The organism is Methanobacteriaceae archaeon (assembly GCA_030656015.1).
Taxonomy (GTDB): Archaea; Methanobacteriota; Methanobacteria; order Methanobacteriales; family Methanobacteriaceae; genus UBA349.
The window spans coordinates 278,867-299,305 of record JAUSNX010000014.1; the positions used below are offsets into that span (position 1 = coordinate 278,867).

Annotated in this window: 18 protein-coding genes; 9 read left to right on the forward strand and 9 right to left on the reverse strand. The window is 35.8% G+C overall.

The features are described from left to right. Nucleotides 1-14: 14 nt before the first annotated feature. The 5 genes from Q7I96_11190 (at nt 15) to Q7I96_11210 (ending at nt 2,031) form a co-directional block, all read left to right on the forward strand. Nucleotides 15-389, forward strand: a complete 375-nt coding sequence (locus Q7I96_11190; GenBank protein ID MDO9628166.1) for a DsrE family protein — start codon at nt 15-17, stop codon at nt 387-389. A gap of 1 nt (nt 390) precedes the next feature. After that, nucleotides 391-753, forward strand: coding sequence for a DsrE family protein (locus Q7I96_11195; GenBank protein ID MDO9628167.1), 363 nt, complete (start codon nt 391-393; stop codon nt 751-753). Nucleotides 754-820: 67 nt separating this feature from the next. Further along, a complete protein-coding gene (locus Q7I96_11200; protein ID MDO9628168.1) occupies nt 821-1,438 on the forward strand; it encodes a (Fe-S)-binding protein in 618 nt (205 codons plus the stop codon). 38 nt (nt 1,439-1,476) lie between these two features. Further along, nucleotides 1,477-1,797 carry a DsrH/TusB family sulfur metabolism protein gene (locus tag Q7I96_11205; GenBank protein MDO9628169.1) on the forward strand — a complete coding sequence of 107 codons (321 nt, stop codon included), beginning with the start codon at nt 1,477-1,479 and terminating at the stop codon, nt 1,795-1,797. A gap of 57 nt (nt 1,798-1,854) precedes the next feature. After that, nucleotides 1,855-2,031, forward strand: a complete 177-nt coding sequence (locus tag Q7I96_11210; GenBank protein ID MDO9628170.1) for a hypothetical protein — start codon at nt 1,855-1,857, stop codon at nt 2,029-2,031. Nucleotides 2,032-2,116: 85 nt separating this feature from the next. Here Q7I96_11210 and Q7I96_11215 read toward each other — a convergent pair whose 3' ends face one another. After that, complete coding sequence (locus tag Q7I96_11215; GenBank protein ID MDO9628171.1) at nt 2,117-3,277, reverse strand: site-2 protease family protein; 1,161 nt, start codon at nt 3,275-3,277, stop codon at nt 2,117-2,119. Nucleotides 3,278-3,530: 253 nt separating this feature from the next. Further along, entirely contained in the window at nt 3,531-4,745 is a 1,215-nt protein-coding gene (locus Q7I96_11220) for a molybdopterin molybdotransferase MoeA (protein MDO9628172.1), read from the reverse strand. 352 nt (nt 4,746-5,097) lie between these two features. On the opposite strand from Q7I96_11220, the gene Q7I96_11225 reads away from it, so the two are divergent. The 3 genes from Q7I96_11225 (at nt 5,098) to Q7I96_11235 (ending at nt 8,555) form a co-directional block, all read left to right on the forward strand. Then, nucleotides 5,098-6,021: an ABC transporter ATP-binding protein gene (locus tag Q7I96_11225; protein MDO9628173.1), complete on the forward strand. Its 924-nt coding sequence runs from the start codon at nt 5,098-5,100 to the stop codon at nt 6,019-6,021. Between the two features lie 106 nt (nt 6,022-6,127). Beyond that, nucleotides 6,128-7,336 carry an ABC transporter permease subunit gene (locus tag Q7I96_11230; GenBank protein MDO9628174.1) on the forward strand — a complete coding sequence of 403 codons (1,209 nt, stop codon included), beginning with the start codon at nt 6,128-6,130 and terminating at the stop codon, nt 7,334-7,336. Between the two features lie 82 nt (nt 7,337-7,418). After that, entirely contained in the window at nt 7,419-8,555 is a 1,137-nt protein-coding gene (locus Q7I96_11235; GenBank protein ID MDO9628175.1) for an ABC transporter permease, read from the forward strand. A 150-nt stretch (nt 8,556-8,705) separates the two neighbouring features. Here Q7I96_11235 and Q7I96_11240 read toward each other — a convergent pair whose 3' ends face one another. The 4 genes from Q7I96_11240 to Q7I96_11255 form a co-directional block, all read right to left on the reverse strand. Continuing rightward, entirely contained in the window at nt 8,706-9,266 is a 561-nt protein-coding gene (locus Q7I96_11240; protein MDO9628176.1) for an SEC59/DGK1/VTE5 family protein, read from the reverse strand. 126 nt (nt 9,267-9,392) lie between these two features. Next, a complete protein-coding gene (gene purL / locus Q7I96_11245) occupies nt 9,393-11,543 on the reverse strand; it encodes a phosphoribosylformylglycinamidine synthase subunit PurL (GenBank protein MDO9628177.1) in 2,151 nt (716 codons plus the stop codon). Nucleotides 11,544-11,777: 234 nt separating this feature from the next. Beyond that, complete coding sequence (ileS, locus tag Q7I96_11250; GenBank protein MDO9628178.1) at nt 11,778-15,011, reverse strand: isoleucine--tRNA ligase; 3,234 nt, start codon at nt 15,009-15,011, stop codon at nt 11,778-11,780. 348 nt (nt 15,012-15,359) lie between these two features. Then, nucleotides 15,360-16,565 carry a methionine adenosyltransferase gene (locus tag Q7I96_11255; GenBank protein MDO9628179.1) on the reverse strand — a complete coding sequence of 402 codons (1,206 nt, stop codon included), beginning with the start codon at nt 16,563-16,565 and terminating at the stop codon, nt 15,360-15,362. Nucleotides 16,566-16,867: 302 nt separating this feature from the next. On the opposite strand from Q7I96_11255, the gene Q7I96_11260 reads away from it, so the two are divergent. Continuing rightward, complete coding sequence (locus tag Q7I96_11260) at nt 16,868-17,233, forward strand: DUF192 domain-containing protein (GenBank protein MDO9628180.1); 366 nt, start codon at nt 16,868-16,870, stop codon at nt 17,231-17,233. Between the two features lie 192 nt (nt 17,234-17,425). Here the strand turns inward: Q7I96_11260 and Q7I96_11265 are convergent, their stop codons facing one another. The 3 genes from Q7I96_11265 to glyA form a co-directional block, all read right to left on the reverse strand. Then, nucleotides 17,426-17,821 carry a HEAT repeat domain-containing protein gene (locus Q7I96_11265; GenBank protein MDO9628181.1) on the reverse strand — a complete coding sequence of 132 codons (396 nt, stop codon included), beginning with the start codon at nt 17,819-17,821 and terminating at the stop codon, nt 17,426-17,428. A gap of 152 nt (nt 17,822-17,973) precedes the next feature. Beyond that, on the reverse strand, nt 17,974-18,666 hold the full coding sequence (locus tag Q7I96_11270) for a dihydromethanopterin reductase (acceptor) (GenBank protein ID MDO9628182.1): 693 nt from the start codon (nt 18,664-18,666) through the stop codon (nt 17,974-17,976). Between the two features lie 237 nt (nt 18,667-18,903). Further along, nucleotides 18,904-20,172, reverse strand: a complete 1,269-nt coding sequence (glyA, locus tag Q7I96_11275; GenBank protein MDO9628183.1) for a serine hydroxymethyltransferase — start codon at nt 20,170-20,172, stop codon at nt 18,904-18,906. Nucleotides 20,173-20,439: the final 267 nt, after the last annotated feature.

Sequence of the window (20,439 nt, forward strand, 5' to 3'; positions counted from 1 at the left end):
ACATAATAAATACTATGATAGAGAACTCCCCTAAAGTTCTAACCATAGTCCTTACTGAGGGCCCTTATCGCTCCCAGTATGCAGATATGGCCTATGAAATAGCACTGAGTGCACTTAATAAAAAATACAGGGTAAATTTATTTTTATATATGGATGCTACCCACATTCCAAAAAAAGAACAGAATCCCCATTCATTTCCCAATGTAGCCGCAAAATTCCGGAATCTCATAAATAAAGGGGCTGATGTGAGGGCTTGTGTGCGATGTTCCACAGCTCGAGGCCATAGTTGTGCCAAAAAACCATATATCAAAGGCGTGGCAATCACCAATGTTTATGATCTAGCAGGTTGGATAAAAGAAAGCCACCAAGTAATTAGTTTGGGGGTTTAATATGGAATCATCATTCATCATAATTGATAAGGCCCCTTACGGTTATGAAGATGCTTTTAGTGGATTTTATGTTTCAATTGCCTGCTTAAACAAAGAATTAGATTCGGATGTTCTTTTAATTGGTGACGGAGTCTATGCTGCCCTGGGAGGACAGCAGAGTGAGAGTCGTTTGAATTTCCCTTGTGTGGAAGAGCTGACTTACCTTATTTTTCCAGAAGGAAGTCTATTTGTTCATGAAAAATCATTGCAAGATCGAGGATTTAAAGAAAAAGATCTGGTGGAAGCCGCCGAAATTATAAATGATCAGGAATTATACGAAATTATGGCTGTAAAATCAAAAAATACTACATTTTTGAGAATTTAAAATCATTCCCCAATAAAATAAATATTTCAAACGTTATTTCAGCTTTCTAGGAGGTCTGGAATTGGAAATGAAAGAATTAAAATATAAAGTGCTGGAAAATGGTTCTCTGGTTAGTGAAGTTAGCATTAAAAATATAAGACCCTGTATTGCAACTGAAGGTAAGGTCAGAGTTTTAATGCAGTTAGATGCTCCATTAGAAGATATTATTAGTAGTTTAGTTCCCATGTACCCCCCAGGAAAAGTTAATTACGTGGAAAAGAAAAAAATATTGACACTATCCATATATGGCCGCCTAGTTACACTTTATCCGTCTGGTAAAGTTACCATGAACAAGACTCTGGATAAAGAAGATGCTGTAGAAATAATAACTGACGTTATGAAAGCCATAAATCAAGCATATGATAATTTAGAATCTTCAAATGATTCTAAAACTATAGAAAAATTAGATATTCCAAATATTTCACAAGTAGGGCCCATGGATATTTATAAATGTCTTCCTCAGACCGATTGTGAAGAATGTGGTGAAAAAACTTGCATGGCCTTCTCTTTTAAAGTACTTTCAGGAGACAAGCCGCTGAATGAGTGTCTTCCCCTACAAGAACCATGGCATCAGGCCCAGGTGGAGTGTCTGGAAAAGTTACTGGGTCCAGAAATGATGAATACCTTGGGCTGGGAAGGATATTGATTAAAAATTCTTCTAAACAGATATAACTGGAGAAAAAAATGAAAATTGGATTTATAATAACTAAAACTCCTCAGGAAGAAAGTTTTAATAATTTTATCACATTATTAAACATTTACCGGGCTCATGCGGAAATAATCATTTATTTAATTGGAAATGGAGTTTATGGAGGAGTTCATGGGCATGTCCATACCGATTTAATCCATTTCCTGGCTGAAAATCACTCAGTTTCAGTATCTGAAAATGATTTAAAGGCCCGGGGCTTGGGAGAGAATTTAATTCCTGGAGCGAAACTCTTCCACGATTATGATGATTTAGTAGTGGATTTAATGGAAGAAATGGATCAAGTGTTTAGTTTTTAGTAAATTTAGCTGTTAATATTTAATAAATAGTCTTTAAATGTATTTTATAGTGATAAAATGAAAAAAAGACGTTCATCTAAGAAAATGGTGGGAATTAAATGTCAGTGCCAGGATAGGCCATTCCCTATTGAGAAGAAAACTGCTCAAGTCGTGCAGTGCCCTTCCTGCGGAAAGGTTTACAAAACTAATAGGGATAGAAGAACTTGTTTTGATTGTCAGAAAAAGTCTCGCTAGTTTTTAAGATAACGTTAAAATTATTTTTATTTTAATCTATTTTGTATAATATTTATTTAAAAAAAGAAAAAGAAATTAATCTTTTTTACTTGAACATCATTAATAATCCCCTTCCAGTTCCCCATATTACACTAATAGCTATTATAAATATAAGGAATGCCGAAATAGTCATTATAATAGGCTTAATCTGGTCTTCTGAAAGTTTATACCTAAGAACTTCTTCCAGCATGAGTCCTCCATCCAGTGGCTTAAAAGGAAGTAAATTAAAGGTACCTACTGCAAAATTAAGTAAGAAAATCCAGTAGAAAAGATCTTGAAGATACAACCACACCCAAGGTAGTTGTTCCCCATAGTTTTTGGCTACTTTCTCAGTTACTTCCATATTAACAGAACTTCTTATACCAATGTAAGCTCGGGAGGAGTTATTGGGATTTTTTTCCGTTTTAATGTTGAATTTCCCCTGATCCGTTACCAGGACAACTGTTTCGCCGATTTTTAGGTTAGATAGTTCTTCTTGATAATTGGTCAAATTACTGGTGGGAACACCATTAATACTTTCAATTACCATTCCCTCTTTTAACACTCCAACTGCCGGGCTTCCAGGAACAACACTGTTTATCTGAATACCATCTGCGTCAAATGCAGCAGGTACCGCAAAATTCAAAATACAAACAAATGCAATGAAAGTTAGTGCCGCCAACATGAGATTAAATACAGATCCCGCAGCATAAATCCTAAGTTTTGAAGATCTTTTTGATTTTTTTATTTCTTCTTCATCAGGTTCCACAAATGCTCCGGGAAGTATGGCTAACATAAGCACTCCAATGGATTTGATGCTTATTCCTTCCACACGGGCCATAATCCCATGACCAAATTCATGAACAAACATTACCGTGATCAGGGCCAATATCCCGTATCCTAAAGGTACAAATATCTGAGATCCTGGTAAATCTACTCCCGGTAATATCAAAGAAGCTTGGGGCGCTGTGAAAAAGCTCTGAAGTGAAGTGAACAAGAAATACAACATTACTGCCATGAAAAAGAAGGCCACTACTATTCCAATATTCATGGTCCATCTCCAGAACTTCTTATGTCTTTGGGCAATTCTATCAATAAGGCCTCTCATTCGGGTGGTCCGTCTCATTAATATGGGGCCGTGAATCTCAATTTTGAGTTTATCTTTGAAAAGAAATGCAACTACCCATATAATTATGAATAACGCAGCATAAAACTGTAAAACATCCATTAGTTCACCGTTGAATAATTAAATAATATTTTCATTTACTTATTATAAATTTAAATATATGAGATTAATATCTTTTGACTTTAAATCATACTCGAATTACTATTTATAAATACTAATAACCAGATTATTAATTATAAGAATGTATTAAATCATATTTATATTCAGTTCATAAGTACTTGAACTTAATTGATTTTAGAATAAATTTTTAAAATTCATGAATTTAAAGTTATATCATTAATTAAAATATCATTAATTAAACCTTAAAAGAATCAAAAAGAATCACATCACATTCTTCTCCTTCTCCTACACCTTCTTGATTCTCTTCAATAAACACGTAAGCATTAGAATCAACCATGGCCCTAATAACACCAGAGCCCTTACTCATTACTGGCCTGACCCCATTGACATCTACAAAAGCTCTAATATAGTCAGTACGGCCTAAATTAGAGGGAATTTTTTTCTGGGCCACTTTTTTCACGGGTTGGTGCTCATAATTTATATTCTGCATTTTTAAAAGATAGGTTCTTACAAATACATCAAACAAAACCATAGCTGCCACCGGATAGCCAGAAAGCATAAATATGGATTTTTCGTTGACTATTCCAAAACCTACCGGTTTTCCAGGCCTCACAGCTACTCCATGAATCAAGACCTCGCCCAGCTTATCCACCGTATCCACCACCACATCGCCTTTGCTTATGGCCGTTCCTCCAGTAGTAATGATTACATCATATTTCTCAGCTGCCTCTGAAATGGCCTTTTCCATGAGTTGTGCATCGTCTCTGCAGTGACTTATTTCACATTCTGCCATAGCACTCTCCACCAGTGCTCTTAAAGCATATTGATTGGAATTAATTACTTCTGCTCCTTTTAAGTGAAATGTAGGATCAACCAGTTCATTACCAGTTACAATTACGCCCACTTTAGGTTTTTTATATACTTCTACATCACCATATCCTGCTGAAGCAATGAGGGCCAACTCTTGAGGTCTTAAAAGCCTTCCAGAACCCAGAATCTTATCGCCTTTACTAATATCTTCTCCTACATAAGAAACGTTTTCTCCCGGACTTAGAGTGGCAAGAACTTCCAGTTGATCACCTTTTTCATAGGTGTATTCTTCCATGACCACCGCATCAGCACCGGCAGGTATGGGCGCGCCCGTAGCAATTTTAACTGCTTGGCCAGATATTATCTCTACAGAAGAAGAGTCCCCAGCACCAATTCTATCAATAATGGTCAGATGGGCTGGATTTGAAGGAGATGAAGTAAAGGTATCTTGGGCCTGAAGGGCGTAGCCATCCATGGCCGATCTATCAAATGGAGGAGAATTATGCTGAGATATGAATTCACTACAGTTAACCCGATTATGGGCCTTTTCTAGTTTTATTATCTCTTCAGACATTATTTTCTGATTTTCTTCTATAATTTGCCGGGCTTTTTCTACAGGAATGAGCTTGGAAAGAAACATTTTATCTTGCTCTTTAAGGTGTTTTAATGGATAAATATAAGTTAATAATTAATTTAATTTGGTTTTAATTTGTTGAAAAGGTTTTTATTGATTTTATTAGAGTTATTAAAATCATGTATCTATTCAAAACCACTTATATCTATGTTAATTTCTATTTTATGTTAATTCTAAATCCTGAAACAACTTTATTAGTTTTAAAATATATACTATAATAAATTGTAGCAAATAGCTAATTATTATGGAATAGAATTATGGAATAGAATATAAATTATAAATATATTTATTTAGAATAATTCAATTTAATCATTTTTAAAAAATTTAAGAGGTTTATCTCTTGACTCATGAAAAAAACATGATTGAAATAAGTTCACTTAGCAAGAGATTTGGTAAGATTACTGCCTTAAACGAGCTCAGTCTCAATATAAAAAAAGGAGAACTTTTAGGAATAATTGGTCCTAATGGGGCCGGTAAAACCACTGCTATCCGGATTATTTCCTGCATCCTCCACCCTGACCAGGGCAAGGTCATGGTGGGTGGTTACAACGTAATGAAAAATCCCCTAGAAATAAAGAGCATGATTGGCTATTTACCTGAAGAACCTAATTTATACGAGCGTTTTAAGGCATACGATCTTTTAAAATATTTTGGTGAACTTTATGGTGTTCCTAAAGATCGTTTAGACGCCAGGATTGAGGAATTATTGGAACTGGTAGGAATGAGTGACCGAGCCCATCACAGAATCAATACTTTCTCTAAAGGGCTGCGCCAAAGGATTGGGATTGCTCGAGCACTGGTTCACGATCCAGAAATAATTATATTCGATGAACCAACCATGGGCCTGGATCCGGCCACTGCCATATCCATCCGAGAATTTATTGGTGGCTTGAAAGGAGAGAAGACCATTATTTTATGTACTCATTACATGGATGAAGCCGATTTATTGTGTGATAGAGTAGCTATTTTAAATCAGGGCCAGATACTGGATATGGGCAGCCCTGGAGAATTAAAATCAAAAATTCACGGGAATTTGATTTTGAAAATAAACTTAAAGGAGCCCTCTCAGTTTTCTAAGAGTGATTTTAAATCAATAGAATCTTATTCCAGTGTTGAAAATATTGTTTTGAATGGAAAAGATTTAGATATTTCATTAAATAGTCGAAAAGATATTTCTGATATTGTTAAGCACATAGGTTCCAATCTTATGGCTGTGAATACTAAAGAACCTACTTTAGAAGATGTTTTTATTCAAACCGTCAGTAATATTAAGAGAAATTAGAGAATAGGGCATAACTTCAAGATATTCAATATATTAAACACATCATAGCTACATCTTTTACAATTTATATAATTATTTGTTTAATTATAATAAAAAGGTTTTAAATATGGGATCCTGGACAATAACCCGATGGGAACTGAAGAACACGCTTCAAAGCCGTAAATTTATTTTAATATTCTTTTTCCAGTTAGCAGTGCTATTAATGATGGTGCTGTTTTTTAATGGTTTCATGAGCAATATTGAATCTCAGCAAGGAGTAGGACTTACCCCTTCTTTAAATGGGTTTGCCTCATTAGATGTGGCTGATTCTCAAGGAATTTTCAAAAATAATCTAAATCCGCAGATACTTGAAATAGGGCCGGTATCAAATAGTTCCCTGCAACTTATCAGCCAGGGAAAATTAACTGGTCTGCTTTTAGTTTCAAAAAATGTCAGTTTATCGAATAATACCATATCTCCACTCAAAAGCGAGATTTTTATTGATTATAGTGACCCTAAAAGAAGTGTGGTAAGAGATGAAGTCCAATTAGCAGGTAATAAAACTTCAGCAATCATTTCACAGCAGTTAATTAATAGTATAAGTCCTAATTTTTCACAATCATCCCCAGAACCACAAGTTCAACAAGAATCTACCGGAGAATCACTCCCCCTACAACTTATAACCAAAATAATGACTGCAGTTTTATTATTCTTACCATTGTTCCTCTTTGGAAATCTGGTAGTGGACAGCATAGTTGGTGAAAAGGAACGTAAAACCGGAGAGATACTAATAGCCATGCCTATATCCAGAACATACATCATTTTAGGCAAAAGTATGGCTGTTGTATTGACAATGGCCGTACAGGTGGCTTTGTGGATGATATTGATGATTTTAGCAGGTTTTACACTTGGTAATCCCTTGCTGGTTTACCTTATTGTAGTAATCACCGCAGTACCCATTGTAGGCCTCACCTCCATTATAGCAGCTTATGCTAAAAATTATAAAGAGGCCGGAATTGGAATAACCTTTGCCTACATTGCCATAATTGGATTTTTAATAGTTCCAGCACTGGCTTATGTCGCCCAACAAGGCAAGTCCGTTAGTTTATCCACTATGACCTTGATTATAAAGATATTTTCTGGATCCCCTATGGGCTGGGGAGATATTGTAATTCCCCTAATATTTATCCTCATAATAAGTGCCATTTCCTATTGGGCAGCAATATGGTTATTTAGAAGAGATGATATTGTATTTGGGCCCCGTCCAGGATTATTCAAACTTTTAATCGCTTTTATTGGATTTAGCAAAATTATGAAAAGGATAAGGGGATCTTAATGTTAGTAGAAACAATTTACAGACATATTTATGCCCATATTTATCATTTTAAAGTATATAATCCCACATACGGGTGGAAATTATGAGAATATTAGCTTTATCCAAAAAAGAATCTGAGGACATTCTTTCAAATAAAATTTACTTGCTTGTTGTAGTTGTCCAGCTTTTTATAATACTGGGGGCCTTTGGTCTGGCATTTATAAGCTCCATGATTAGTGACCCTAATTTAATAGACCAATGGCAGGGCAGCTCAGCAATTAAAGTGGGAATAACCGAGGATTTAAATGGATCTGCCCTTGAAAAAAGTCTTAAAGCTCAAAATCTGAATTTAGTTTACTTTAAAACTGCTCAAGAGGGTAAAAATGCTTTGGGGACGCGTATGGTGGCCATGATTTATCTAACAAACTCCAAAGGAGATATTGGCCTGGATGCCAATACGGCTAATGTTTTTTATTCTGTGGTGGCCAGTAAAATCACCAAGGCACTTGATTCATATCGCCTACAGCAAAAACTATCTAAACAAGGTCTCTCCACGTCACAAATTGCCGCTATTGAGAATCCTGTGGTTTTAAAAGAAGTTCCCATTAATGCTAATTCCACTTCACCACTGGCCCTGGACAGTTCTTATTTTGTGGAGATAATGTATGGATTTATTATACCATTTATAGTACTTTTACCATTTTTCTTGGCCAGTAATATTGTTACTGACAGTGTAGTGGGTGAAAAAGAGAGAAAAACCTTTGAAGTACTTTTAATGACACCATTGTCCAGTACCATGGTGGTTGTTGGTAAAATATTGCCTATACTTTTATTTTCGCTAGTGCAGAGCGCGGCATGGATATTACTATTAGAACTGCTTAAGGTGCCAATTTACCATAGTTTGCTGCTTTTGGTGCTCTTATTTTTTGTAGGATTAATTTTTATCGGATTAGGAGTTATAATTTCCATGTTGGTGGATAGTACCAAGGAAGCAAATTCAGCCATAACCCTATTGCTTTTCTTTGCCACATTTGTGCTGTTTGTGCCGCTTTTCATGGACATGCCAGCCCTACAAGGAATTTTAAACTTGATACCCACCATAATTATGGTTCGAATGACATCCACACCGGTTCTGGACCCTCTAATTATTCTATCATTTTTACCAACCATAGCAATTGCTATAGGAATATTTGGCCTTTCAGTTTATTTCTTTAAAAAAGAAGGAGCTATAAGGCTATAAAAATATGATTTTAATAGGGTATTGAAAATTTTCAATGAGAAGGGAATTGGTAATTGAAAATGGAAAAGGGATTGGAATGGGCTTAAAAAAAATTAATTCTAGGAAATAATATGGAAAAAGTAGTCAAAATTTTCTTTTTTAAATTTCCAATTACATAAAATACATGAAAATAGTTATAACTGTCCCCACTACCAAAGGAATGGTTAAATTATCATCAATAGGGCTGTAGGCCTCAGTTATTGCACCAGCGATAGCTCCTGCCAAAGCTGCCAGTAGGGAGACTTGAGTTAGGGCCCCTAAAAAGGCTGCTGCTATGAAAGTTAAAGAACCCTCCCATGTCTTTTTTGGATTAAAAATCAAAGGATGTTTACCCCATCGCGTTCCCACAAGGGTAGAAAGAGAATCACCCAATGCCAGAGTCAATATAGCAGCATTGGCCACAGCCAGGTTTTGTCCAAAAATTATCAAGGTCAGGGACAAACCAGCAAAAAAATAAATAAACCCTTTTTCATTGTCATTTCTTCTACAACTGTTTAAAAGCATGGAAAAAAGGAAAATATCTCTTTTTTTATCTATTTTATAGATTATTTCCCCCATTACCGTGGCGAAAATGGTCAATGCAATTAAATAGGGAAGCGATAAAAAAGGCTCCAGAAAAATAAATAAAAGGCCAGATGCGTGTACTAGTTGTCTTAAAGTCTCTTTTTGCATGAATAATTAGCACCTGATTCTATTTTTGAGTATTAAATTAAAATAAATAAAGAAAGAAATAAAATAAAAAAATTAATAGACTAAAAAATGATCTCCTTAGTCCCTCAATTTTCTCTTTAAAGGTTTTTAAGCCATGAATTTTTCAATTACTCCATGATAAGCTTCTTGAAGTTTTTCAACTTTCATTTGGGCAAGTTCATCAATAACTAATACATTACCTTTAACTTCCCCAATGACCGAACATGGTGCGTCAATTTTTTCCAAAATTGCATCAACCGCATCATTTTTAACGGTGATTATGTATCGGGCGTGTGATTCAGAAAGTAAAGTCTCAAATTCAGACATATCTTCCCGTGGAGCTAAAGAAATATCCACATTGGCCCCTAAGCCGCTTTTAATAGCCATTTCAGATAAAGCAATGCCTATTCCTCCAGCAGAACAGTCATGGATAGCCGTAATATTACCTTCCACATCATCTTTCAATAAATCAAGAATGCTATGGGTAGATTGGATTTCATCATCAATCCTTATCTGTGGAGCAGACCCTTGAACCAGGCCATGCACAGTTCTCTGATATTCAGAGCCATCCAGCTCATTATAGGTCCATCCAATTACAATAATCTGGTCCCCTTCTTCTTTGAAGTCCATAGTCCGCACATCACCAATATTGGCCACTCCCACTACGCCCACTACGGGAGATGGATTGACCGTGATTCCTTCAGTTTCATTGTAAAAACTTACATTTCCACTAATAACTGGAGTTTTAAACTTTCCTGCTATGTCAGACATTCCTTTAACACATTCCCTAAATTGCCAGAATACTTCTGGTTTTTCTGGATTTCCAAAGTTCAAACAGTCCACTACACATAATGGCTCAGCACCCATAGATACCACATTTCTTATGGCCTCGGCCACTGATCCTGCTCCACCATGATAAGGATCCAATTTAGTGTGTATACTATTACAATCTGCAGTTAAAGCCACAGCCTTTTCATCATCTACTCTTAAAACCGCAGCATCGTCTCCTGGTTTAACCATGGTTCGAACTTGAACTTCGTGGTCGTACTGACGGTACACCCAGCGCTTGCTGGCCATATTCTGAGAAGACAATAGTTTTAAAAGAGCTTCTTCAGCAGAAGGATGCTCTACTTCCACATATTCCTCATTTTTCACTGGTGCTATGGCTTCTCTTTCTACTGTTGGAGGATCTGCCAAAAGGTTAGCTGGTAGATCAGCTATTATTTCCCCTTCTTCTTCCACTACCATTAATTTGGTATTGGTTACTTCACCAATTACTGCTGCCGGAAGTTCGTATTTTTCACATATCTCCAGTACCGCATCAGTTTGAGCAGGATTAATAACAAAAACCATCCTTTCCTGAGATTCAGAAAGCATAATCTCATAAGGAGTCATTCCTTCCTCACGAAGAGGTATCTTAGTCAGTTCCACCAGGGCCCCGTTGCCACATTTATCGGCCAGTTCACTGATACAGCAGGTCAAGCCCCCACCACCAAGATCCTTAACTCCAGTAACTGGAAGCTTTTCCATAATCTCTAAACTAGCTTCTAAAACCTTTTTCTTAGTGAATGGATCACCAATTTGCACTGCCGGGCGATCCTCTATTTCAGAAGCTGTGGTAAGTTCTTCTGAGGCAAAGGTAACACCATGAATACCGTCCCGGCCAGTTCTGCCACCCATAAGTAAGAAAACATCACCTATATTAGGAGCGATTCCTTTTACCAGGTCTTTTTTAGGTACAATACCGGCACACATCACATTAACCAGAGGATTAGATCGGAAATTTTCATCAAATTCTACTTCTCCCCCTACCGTAGGTATTCCCACCCGGTTACCATAATCTGAAATTCCTTTTACCACATGTTCAAAGAGGTAGCATGATTTTTGATCTTCCAGCGGACCAAAACGAAGAGAATCTAAAAGAGCTATGGGCATAGCACCCATAGAAATAATATCCCTTAATATACCACCAATACCAGTTCCTGCCCCACCATAAGGTTCTATGGCTGAAGGGTGGTTGTGACTTTCAATTCCCACAGTCAAAGCCAGCTTATCAGTTATGGATACCACTCCCGCATCATCTCCAGGCCCCATTATTATATTCTCACCTTCAGTGGGAAATAGTCCCAGTACTGGTCGGCTGCTCTTGTAGGAACAGTGCTCTGAGAACATAATATCCAACATACCGTGTTCCAGGGAGTTAGGTTCCCTGCCAAGTTTTTCTCTTATAAAATCCATTTCTGAATCAGTTAATGCCATTTTACCACCCTTGACTAAATTAGATTATGAAATAATATTTACTTAAATTAATATCTTTGTATTCACTATCCAAACTAAATTTTAAATATAAATTCTATAAATTCTATAAAATATTCATCCTATAATTTAGTTTAATAAATAGATTAATTAATCTTTTTATGAAATATTTTGAAAACTTATTTTAGTTTATTTAAAAAAATAAAATTAAAGAATAAAACAAAAAATATGGAAAACCTATGTCTTAAAAATAGACACCTTGAGTTCATGCTCCTCTATTTTCCATTCTTTTGTATATTCCCCTTCTTCTGTATTAAATGATATTTTTTCCGCACGAACCTCATGGCCAACAAATTCCATTTGTTTTTCCACCAAAGCTTCAAATTCACTGCTGCAATCCACAGAAACTTTAATATGGGCTTCCACATCCAAGTCCATATCTTTTCTCATGTCCTGGATCCTCCGAATAAGTTCCCGGGCCATGGATTCTGAGAGAATTTCAGGAGTAAGCTGAGTATTGACAAATACACTGCCACCCTCAAATTCAGCACTCACCACATCCTCTGGAAGTTCAGTTTCAAATATAACATCTTCTGGAGACAATTTCACAGATTTATCAGCCAGCTGAATGGTAATTGAGCCCTCACTATCCAGTTTATGCTTTAGTTCCATTCCATCGGCTTTTTCCAGTTCTTTTCCAACTAAAGGTACGTCTTGCCTTAATCGCGGGCCCAGAGTCTTGCGGTTAGGAGTGGGATTTAATTTTAATTGAGGGAATTCAGATGCAGTTACTACTGTTTTGGTGTTGGCCTGTTCCTTGAGTACTGCTTCTAATGATTTTGCAGCCTGGAGGGCTTTTTCATCTTCAGAAACCACAATTATTTCACTTACTGGCCATCGAAGCTTGTAACGGGCCACATCCCTGGCTCGGGCACAGGCCTCAATAATTTCACGGGCCACATCCATTTCAGATTCCAGTTCAGGATTAATAAGCTCAGGTGAGTAATTCCAGTCTAGCATGTGTATACTCTCTGGATGTTTCATTCTCACAGACCTTACCAGATTTTGATAAATGTCTTCCGTTATATGTGGAGCAATTGGAGCCATCAAAGTAATTAAAAGCTCTAAAACAGTGTAAAGCGTATGGTAGGCACCTAACTTATCAGGATCGTCTTTTTCCACCCAGGTCCTGCCCCTGATTAATCTTACATACCATCGGCTCAAGTCTTCTAAGATGAAGTGATTAATACTTCGGGTTGCTTTGTGGAAGAAAAGGTTATCTAATGCTTCACTGACTTCCTGGGCCACCGAATTAATTCTAGATAGTATCCAGTAATCCTCATCCCGGAGTTTTATATCTTTTTCGGTGTAAAATTCTGGACTGAAGTTATCCAGGGCCATGTAGGTAGTGGAGAACACATAAACATTCCATAAAATGTTAAACATTTTACTGACATTCTTTAACTCGTCCCACACGAATTTTAAATCATCCCATGGCTTGTTGGCCCATAGGAGATAGAAACGCATGATATCTGCACCATACAGTTCTATTACTTCTCCGGGTTCCACCACATTACCCAGTGATTTACTCATTTTTCTTCCATCTTCATCAAGAGTAAATCCATGCATTAAAACCTTTTGATACGGGGTTTGATTCAGGGCAATTACTCCAGTACCTAGCTGGGAGTAAAACCATCCTCTGGTCTGGTCGTGGCCTTCAGTAATGAAATCATAGGGGAACCATTCTTCAAAGAGTTCTTTTTCCTGAGGATAATGAAGAGAAGCCCATCCCGCAACTCCAGAGTCAATCCAAACATCTAAAACGTCAGGAGTACGTTTCATGTTTTCGCCACACTTGCAGGGGATGATTATGTCATCCACATGAGGCCTGTGGATAAAATCTCCTTGTAGAGTGTCTTCTACGGCTTTTTCTTTAAGTTCGGCCACCGAACCTACCACAGTAATTTCTCCACAGCCTTCACAGGACCAGATAGGGATAGGTATTCCCCAGTATCTCTGTCGGGAAATGGTCCAGTCCCTGGCATTTTCAACCCAGTTTCTAAATCGACTTTCCCCTGCCCAAGAAGGCACCCATTTAACTTTATCCAGTTCAGAGAGCATCTGGTCTTTTATTTGGGTGATTTTTAAGAACCACTGTTGAGTAGCCAGATAAATAATAGGAGTTTTACATCTCCAGCAGAATCCATACCGGTGGTTTATAATACTTGCTTTTAAAAGAAGTCCATGCGTGTCCAGATCAGCAACTATACCTTGGTCAGCATCTTTCACAAACTGGCCCTCGTATTTTCCGGCCTCGTCTTTAAATAATCCCGTTTCATCCACCGGACAGAATATAGGTAATCCATATTCTTTTCCTATTTCAAAATCCTCTGGACCGTGCCCAGGGGCGGTGTGAACACAACCAGTACCATCAGTAAGAGTTACATGGTCACCAGGGAGTATTTTATGTTCAAATACTTTTTGTTGAGGTATTTCATCAGTTAAAGGATGTTTATATGCTTTTCCTTGTAATTCAGATCCTTTTACAATTTTAAGTATTTCATAGGGCTTTTCTCCTTCCCCACCACAACAATCAGAATCACCTTGAACTTCTTCCGAATGTGCATTATCCCCATGATCACAATTGCATTCACTGGATCCAAATAAAGAATCCACCAGTGCTTCGGCCATTACATAAACTTCATCACCCACTTTAACATAGGCATAATCAAAATCAGGATGTACACAAATGGCCATGTTGGCGGGTAAAGTCCAGGGAGTAGTAGTCCATACTAGAACAAATTCTTTTCCATTTTCAGCAAGCTCAGGAGTTTCCAACGGGAATTTCACATAAATAGAAGGATCATCCTTATTTTCGTAATCAATTTCCGCCATGGCCAGTGCTGTTTCACATCTAGGACACCAAGTAATTACCCGAAGGTCATTTACTAATAAATCCTTTTCATTGGCCTTTTTTAAAGTCCACCAGCAAGATTCCATGTATTTAGGATCAAAGGTTACATATGGATCATCCCAATCCATCCATATTCCAATTTTCTGGAATTGTTCCGTCATTACGCCCTTATTTTCCACAGCAAACTGGCGACACTGGTTTATAAAATTTTCAATTCCGATTTCAGTTTCAATCTGCTTTTTGCTGGTGAGGCCTAAAAGTCCTTCTACCTTGTGTTCAATTGGAAGTCCGTGGGTATCCCATCCTGCCTGTCGACGGATGCTGAAACCATTCATACTTTTAAAACGTAAATGGGTATCTTTTATAATCTTATTCCAGGCAGTTCCCAAGTGTATACGGCCACTGCAATAAGGTGGACCATCTAAAAATGAGTATTTTGGCTTATTTTTTCTTAGCTGATTGGTCCTCTGATATATATCCCGGTCTTCCCAGAACTTCTGGACCTGTTCTTCTATTTTTTTAGATTGATATGACTTTTCTGCCTCCTGAATTGGCATACAAACGCTCCTGAAATTTATTAATAAATTTATGTTGTTATTATTAATTAGTTATGTTATTCAACATTTTTAAAGTAATTTCTTAATTATTTGAATAATTAAAATTCATTAAAATAATTAGAATTAATTATAGTTATACTTAGGTTGTGATTATTTATATATAAATTCAAAAAAATTCTAAAATAAAAAAACGATTAAAGAAAATAATTAATTTAAAAGATTCTAAAAACTTTTTAAAAATAGAAATATGTGGTAATATTCTTTAATGAAAACCCCACTTTAAATAAAAGAATGAGTTCTTAATCACCACATCAACATGTTTACTAATGCTTAAATAAAGCCCAGTTTTTAGAAGGTTCTAAGTTCACCTTTTACTAGCAGTTCTGTTATGCTAGATATCTCTTCGAGCTGAGTATTCATGACATTTTCCACTTTTTTCTGCACATCTTCCAATTTGTATCCATTCTGAACAATTATCTGAGAGGATGCTGCTTTAGGTTGGTCAATAGGTTTTCCGATTTGACTTAAAAGCATGATATGAATCTGGTCCACTCCTTCCACAGAACTTACAATTTCTTCTGCCATTTTATTGGATAAAAGGTTGTATATCTTACCCACGTGGTTTAATGGGTTTTTACCAGAAGTTGCTTCCATAGACATTGGCCGGTTAGGAGTTATTAAACCATTAGCTCTATTTCCTCGACCTACCGAACCATCATCTCCCATCTCAGCCGAAGTTCCAGTTACAGTGAGGTAATATCCTTTTTCAGATTCACAAGTAGGATCATCTGCAGTGTTAACAAATATTTCCACATCACGGTCAGTATTTTTAGCTGCCAGATCAGATACTATGTTTTTTAAATCATCCTTAACTGCAATATAGCTATCTTTATCATCCACATATTTGGATACCATAGCAGCTGCGACGGTTAGGGTAATTTTATCATTTTCCCTTAGGCCCATGACCTTTATGTCTTCTCCTACGGCAGGATATTTCTTTTTAAATGATCTGGAATTTAGTAATTCTTCAGTGGTCATTACCAGATGTTCAGTTTCAGAAAATGGACCGAAACCCACACCAAAAGATGTGTCGTTGGAAGCAGGCATTCCTTGTCTTCGGAAAACATCCACCAGGTCCCCAGAACCGTGTCCAATCTTACATTCCACCACAGCACAAGTTTCCACATCAAGGTTTATGATATTTTCATTTAAATATTCCTTGGCTGCAGCTATAGCTATTCTATCTATTCCAATTTTTTCTCCCTCATATTCTGGAACTCCCCTTCCAGTTAAAAGGACATCCATAGGCTTTATTATTTCTCCGCCGCCGAATTTAGGATCAGATTCACCTGCAGTAATCTGTACCTCGTCAGTGTTATGGTGGAGTATGCCTCCGAATTTTTCTATATAAGCATTACATAGTGCACGGCTCACAGATTCAGCTATTCCGTCGCTTATGCTGTCAGGGTGCCCTATACCCTTTCTCTCAACAATTTCTATATCTTGCTCCTCTATGGGAGTTTGGTTGAGTGTTTCTACAATTATGTTTCTCATTTAAATACCTCCCAATTATAAACCATGAATAACTTGAGTTATAGTAATTAAGCTGGTCTTTCATAATTGGCATTTATAGTAGATATGATTTTGAATTGATTATATATAAATATACATAGTTTAATGATAACCTTGACATATAACTATTGTTATATCTTCAGCATATATTTTAGGAAAGAATAGTTAGTAATAAAATCCATATATCTAAATTAAATAATTAAATCTATCTTTAAAAGTTATTATTTAATAAAAATTAACTAAAACTATTCTTCAAATAAATTTTACATTAATATGGTGGTTAAATGAATTCTAAAACTTATTTAGTCAATAAAAGCAAAAATAATAATTTAGGACCTGTAGAATTTGCTGATAGCTTTTTTTCCAGATTTCGTGGTTTAATGTTAAAAAAAGATTTAAAAGCAGGTTTGATTCTTAAAATTCCATCCGGACGAGGCAAAAGAGGTTCAGCAATACACATGTTCTTTATGAGAATTCCTCTGGACGTCATATTCACAGATGAAGACCTAAAAGTAGTGGATGTGGTTTCACTAGACCCCTGGACAACATATACTCCAAAATTGGCAGCTAGATTTGTAATTGAACTCGAAAAAGGTTTAATTAAAGATTCAGAAACCAAAATTGGTGATTTGCTTGAGTTTAATGATTAAATAATGGAATTATTAATTTAAGTTTATGCTCTAAAAATAATCTATCAAATTTAATTAAGTTTTTATTATAAATTAATTTAACAAAATAAGATTAAAATAAAGATTAAATAAAATAGAAGGATTAATTCAAAATATATGATGAAATAAGAATTAATAATAAAATAAATTTATAAATAAATTATAAATAATTAATTAATTGGATTTCTTTATAATTTCTGAAATAGCTAGCCGTGCTACTTTTTGAACTACTTCATTTTCATCATCTTTTGAATTTTCCAATTCCTCAAGAGCCCTTTCATCTCCAATCATTGACAAACTAAGGGCACCAGCATACCTAACACCCGGACTTTCGTCTTTTAATAATTTAATCAAGTTAGGTGTAGGTTTAGAATCATCAAAGGTGCCTAAAGCAAGAGCCGCGGCCTCTCTAACATGGAAATCTTCATCTTCTAGGGCTTTTATGAGTGGATCTATTGCCCTAGGGTCTCCAACTTCAGCTAAAAGCTCTGCTGCATCCTCCCTATCATTCCATTCACCATTTTCCAGTTCTTTAACGAGAAAATCAATTCTTTTCATTTCTTCAGCCATAGAAACACCTCATGATAAATAATCTGTGATACATTTAATATTAATTTTACTATTAAAATTTATTATGTAATTATAAAAGGATTTCAAATGTCCACTAATTTAAATTAAATCCATCCATCTAAATCAATAAAGAGCTAAAAAATTTTAAGATTCTAAATATAATTTAAAACTTGTTCCGGGCTCTTTAAAACAATAACTTCTTCTAAATGAATCAATTTATGAGTATTTTTCACGTCCAATTGCCTCATATGGATAGTAATTATTTTACCTCCAGAAACTGCATTGAAAGGGCAGGCCTGTTGACAATCCCCACATCCCAAGCATTTTAAGAGATTGATTTCAGTTCCAGGAATTATAGCACCTGAAGGACAAGATGCCGCAGCTTCACAAGGTTGACAGTTCTTACATTCTTCTAATTCCAATTTGGAAGGTAAAACTGTTTCTACATCTCCTGCTTCCATATCAACCGGGACTATTAATGTTTTTACAGCACCTTTACCTGCCTGGGCCACGGCATTGGTAACTAATGTATCTGCAATCCCATGTACTATTTTAGAGATAGTATTAGAAGTAGTAGGAGAAACCACCAAAATATCGTAGCGTCCCATAGAAAGACGGCCCGTTATGGGAAAACTAAATTCCTGGTCTTTTTCCATGGCCAATTCCCTATAATAACCACCCGTAACATTTATTACTCTTTCATAAAGGCCATACATCTTTAATACTTCTTCACCAGCCCTAGAAAGCATTATTGTGACTTCGTGTTTTGAAACTATTTTTTCCAGTGCTTCTACACTTTCTAAAAGAAGATGTCCCGCTCCGGTAAATGCCCAAGCAATACGCATGTTTTTTCCTCGATGTTGTAAATTATTTTAAGTTTCTGTAAATATAATATAATATAATTTTAATTAATTTAATAAAATTCAGATTATTAACAATAATATCATATTCATTTTATAGTTATTAGCTTAAAAATACCTAAAATGTGATTTCAGTACGTATTTAATTTTTTATATTAAAATTAATGTTAAAAATAAACTTAAAATAAATAAATAGAAATTTAATGTGTTTTAAATTTCTTTTTATATTTCTATGTATTTGTAGGCCTCATCATTAGAAAATGCATAATGTACTTTAGTGTAATTACTCATGAAATCAGTAACTTCTTCTTTAACTTTTAAGTTATCTACAGCTACTTTTTTAATGAATTCAGCCACTTCAATCATTTCAGATTCTTTCATTCCTCTTCGAGTAAGCTCTTGAGTTCCGACTCTAATACCTGATGGATCATCAGACCGGTTAACATTATCCCATGGGAGTAGATTCTTGTTCAGAATTATATTGTTACTTTCCAGGCGTTTTGAAAGTTCTGCTGCTCTTCCAATATCAGAAACATCCATAGCCACTTGGTGAGACTCAGTAAATCCAAGATCTTCACATAGCACATTGAATCCTAGTTCATAAAGGTTTTGGGCCAGTGCTTTTGCATTTTTGACAATTTGTTGAGCATAATCCTGACCAAATTCCAGCATTTCTGCGGTAGAAATTCCTAACCCAGCCACATGGTGCAGGTGATGATTACTTACTACACCTGGGAAAACTGCTTCGTCAATTTTTTCCTTTAGTTCTTCTTTACAAAGGATGATTCCACCTTGAGGTCCTGGGAATGTTTTATGAGTACTTCCCACCAGAAGATCTGCACCTTCTTTTAATGGGTCCTGGAAGCATCCTCCAGCAATTAATCCAAGTACATGGGCACCATCGTACATTACTTTGGCCCCTACTTCATCGGCAGCTTCACGAGCTTCTTCTACAGGGTGAGGGAATAAGAATAAGCTACCACCTAATAAAACAATTTTTGGCTTAATCTCCAAAATTTGCTTTTTCATAGCATCCGCATCAATATTCATGGTTTCTTGATTAAAAGGATGAGTATAAACTTTTAATCCCCTTATACCTGCTGCACTGACATTAGCATGAGATATATGGCCACCGTACGGTACTTCCATGGCCATCATAGGGTCATTTACTTTAGCAAAAGCAAAAAAACAGGCCAAATTAGCTACAACACCAGAAGTTGGTTGCACATTGACATGTTCTGCGTTGAAAAGCTTTTTAGAAAGATCTATAGTTATGTTTTCAATAATATCAATGAGATGACACCCTTCATATAGTCTATCACAGGGAAGGCCTTCTGCATATCTGTGGGACAAATCAGAGACCATGGCCTCTTTAACAGCAGAACTAGTAATATTCTCACTGGCAATGAGATTCATACTATTTTCCATCCACTGATTGTGCTCTTTCATGATATTTCGTATTTCTTGAACGTAATTTTGATTTTCAGACATATTTCATCAGCATCCATAATCTATAAGTAGGGATAATTCATTCACATTTTAATGATGGTGAGATGATGGTTATAAATATTCATATTTTGAAAAATTAATTGCATTCAATATATTAAATTTTAATAATATGTGATAAATAAAAAATGAAGAATTGATAATTATTTCGTTTTAAACAATTGCAATTAATGATATTATAGAATAAAATGGTTTTATTTTAAATTTAAGAATTAATTGAAATTATATTAAAAAAGAAAAATTTAAGGTGAG

What these genes read in the sequence shown, in the direction of transcription:
- Q7I96_11190 (MDO9628166.1), top strand. Translation starts at nt 15, where the DNA reads ATGATAGAGAACTCCCCTAAAGTTCTAACCATAGTCCTTACTGAGGGC.
- Q7I96_11195 (MDO9628167.1), top strand. Translation starts at nt 391, where the DNA reads ATGGAATCATCATTCATCATAATTGATAAGGCCCCTTACGGTTATGAA.
- Q7I96_11200 (MDO9628168.1), top strand. Translation starts at nt 821, where the DNA reads ATGAAAGAATTAAAATATAAAGTGCTGGAAAATGGTTCTCTGGTTAGT.
- Q7I96_11205 (MDO9628169.1), top strand. Translation starts at nt 1,477, where the DNA reads ATGAAAATTGGATTTATAATAACTAAAACTCCTCAGGAAGAAAGTTTT.
- Q7I96_11210 (MDO9628170.1), top strand. Translation starts at nt 1,855, where the DNA reads ATGAAAAAAAGACGTTCATCTAAGAAAATGGTGGGAATTAAATGTCAG.
- Q7I96_11215 (MDO9628171.1), bottom strand. Translation starts at nt 3,277, where the DNA reads ATGGATGTTTTACAGTTTTATGCTGCGTTATTCATAATTATATGGGTA.
- Q7I96_11220 (MDO9628172.1), bottom strand. Translation starts at nt 4,745, where the DNA reads ATGTTTCTTTCCAAGCTCATTCCTGTAGAAAAAGCCCGGCAAATTATA.
- Q7I96_11225 (MDO9628173.1), top strand. Translation starts at nt 5,098, where the DNA reads ATGATTGAAATAAGTTCACTTAGCAAGAGATTTGGTAAGATTACTGCC.
- Q7I96_11230 (MDO9628174.1), top strand. Translation starts at nt 6,128, where the DNA reads ATGGGATCCTGGACAATAACCCGATGGGAACTGAAGAACACGCTTCAA.
- Q7I96_11235 (MDO9628175.1), top strand. Translation starts at nt 7,419, where the DNA reads ATGAGAATATTAGCTTTATCCAAAAAAGAATCTGAGGACATTCTTTCA.
- Q7I96_11240 (MDO9628176.1), bottom strand. Translation starts at nt 9,266, where the DNA reads ATGCAAAAAGAGACTTTAAGACAACTAGTACACGCATCTGGCCTTTTA.
- purL (MDO9628177.1), bottom strand. Translation starts at nt 11,543, where the DNA reads ATGGCATTAACTGATTCAGAAATGGATTTTATAAGAGAAAAACTTGGC.
- ileS (MDO9628178.1), bottom strand. Translation starts at nt 15,011, where the DNA reads ATGCCAATTCAGGAGGCAGAAAAGTCATATCAATCTAAAAAAATAGAA.
- Q7I96_11255 (MDO9628179.1), bottom strand. Translation starts at nt 16,565, where the DNA reads ATGAGAAACATAATTGTAGAAACACTCAACCAAACTCCCATAGAGGAG.
- Q7I96_11260 (MDO9628180.1), top strand. Translation starts at nt 16,868, where the DNA reads ATGAATTCTAAAACTTATTTAGTCAATAAAAGCAAAAATAATAATTTA.
- Q7I96_11265 (MDO9628181.1), bottom strand. Translation starts at nt 17,821, where the DNA reads ATGGCTGAAGAAATGAAAAGAATTGATTTTCTCGTTAAAGAACTGGAA.
- Q7I96_11270 (MDO9628182.1), bottom strand. Translation starts at nt 18,666, where the DNA reads ATGCGTATTGCTTGGGCATTTACCGGAGCGGGACATCTTCTTTTAGAA.
- glyA (MDO9628183.1), bottom strand. Translation starts at nt 20,172, where the DNA reads ATGTCTGAAAATCAAAATTACGTTCAAGAAATACGAAATATCATGAAA.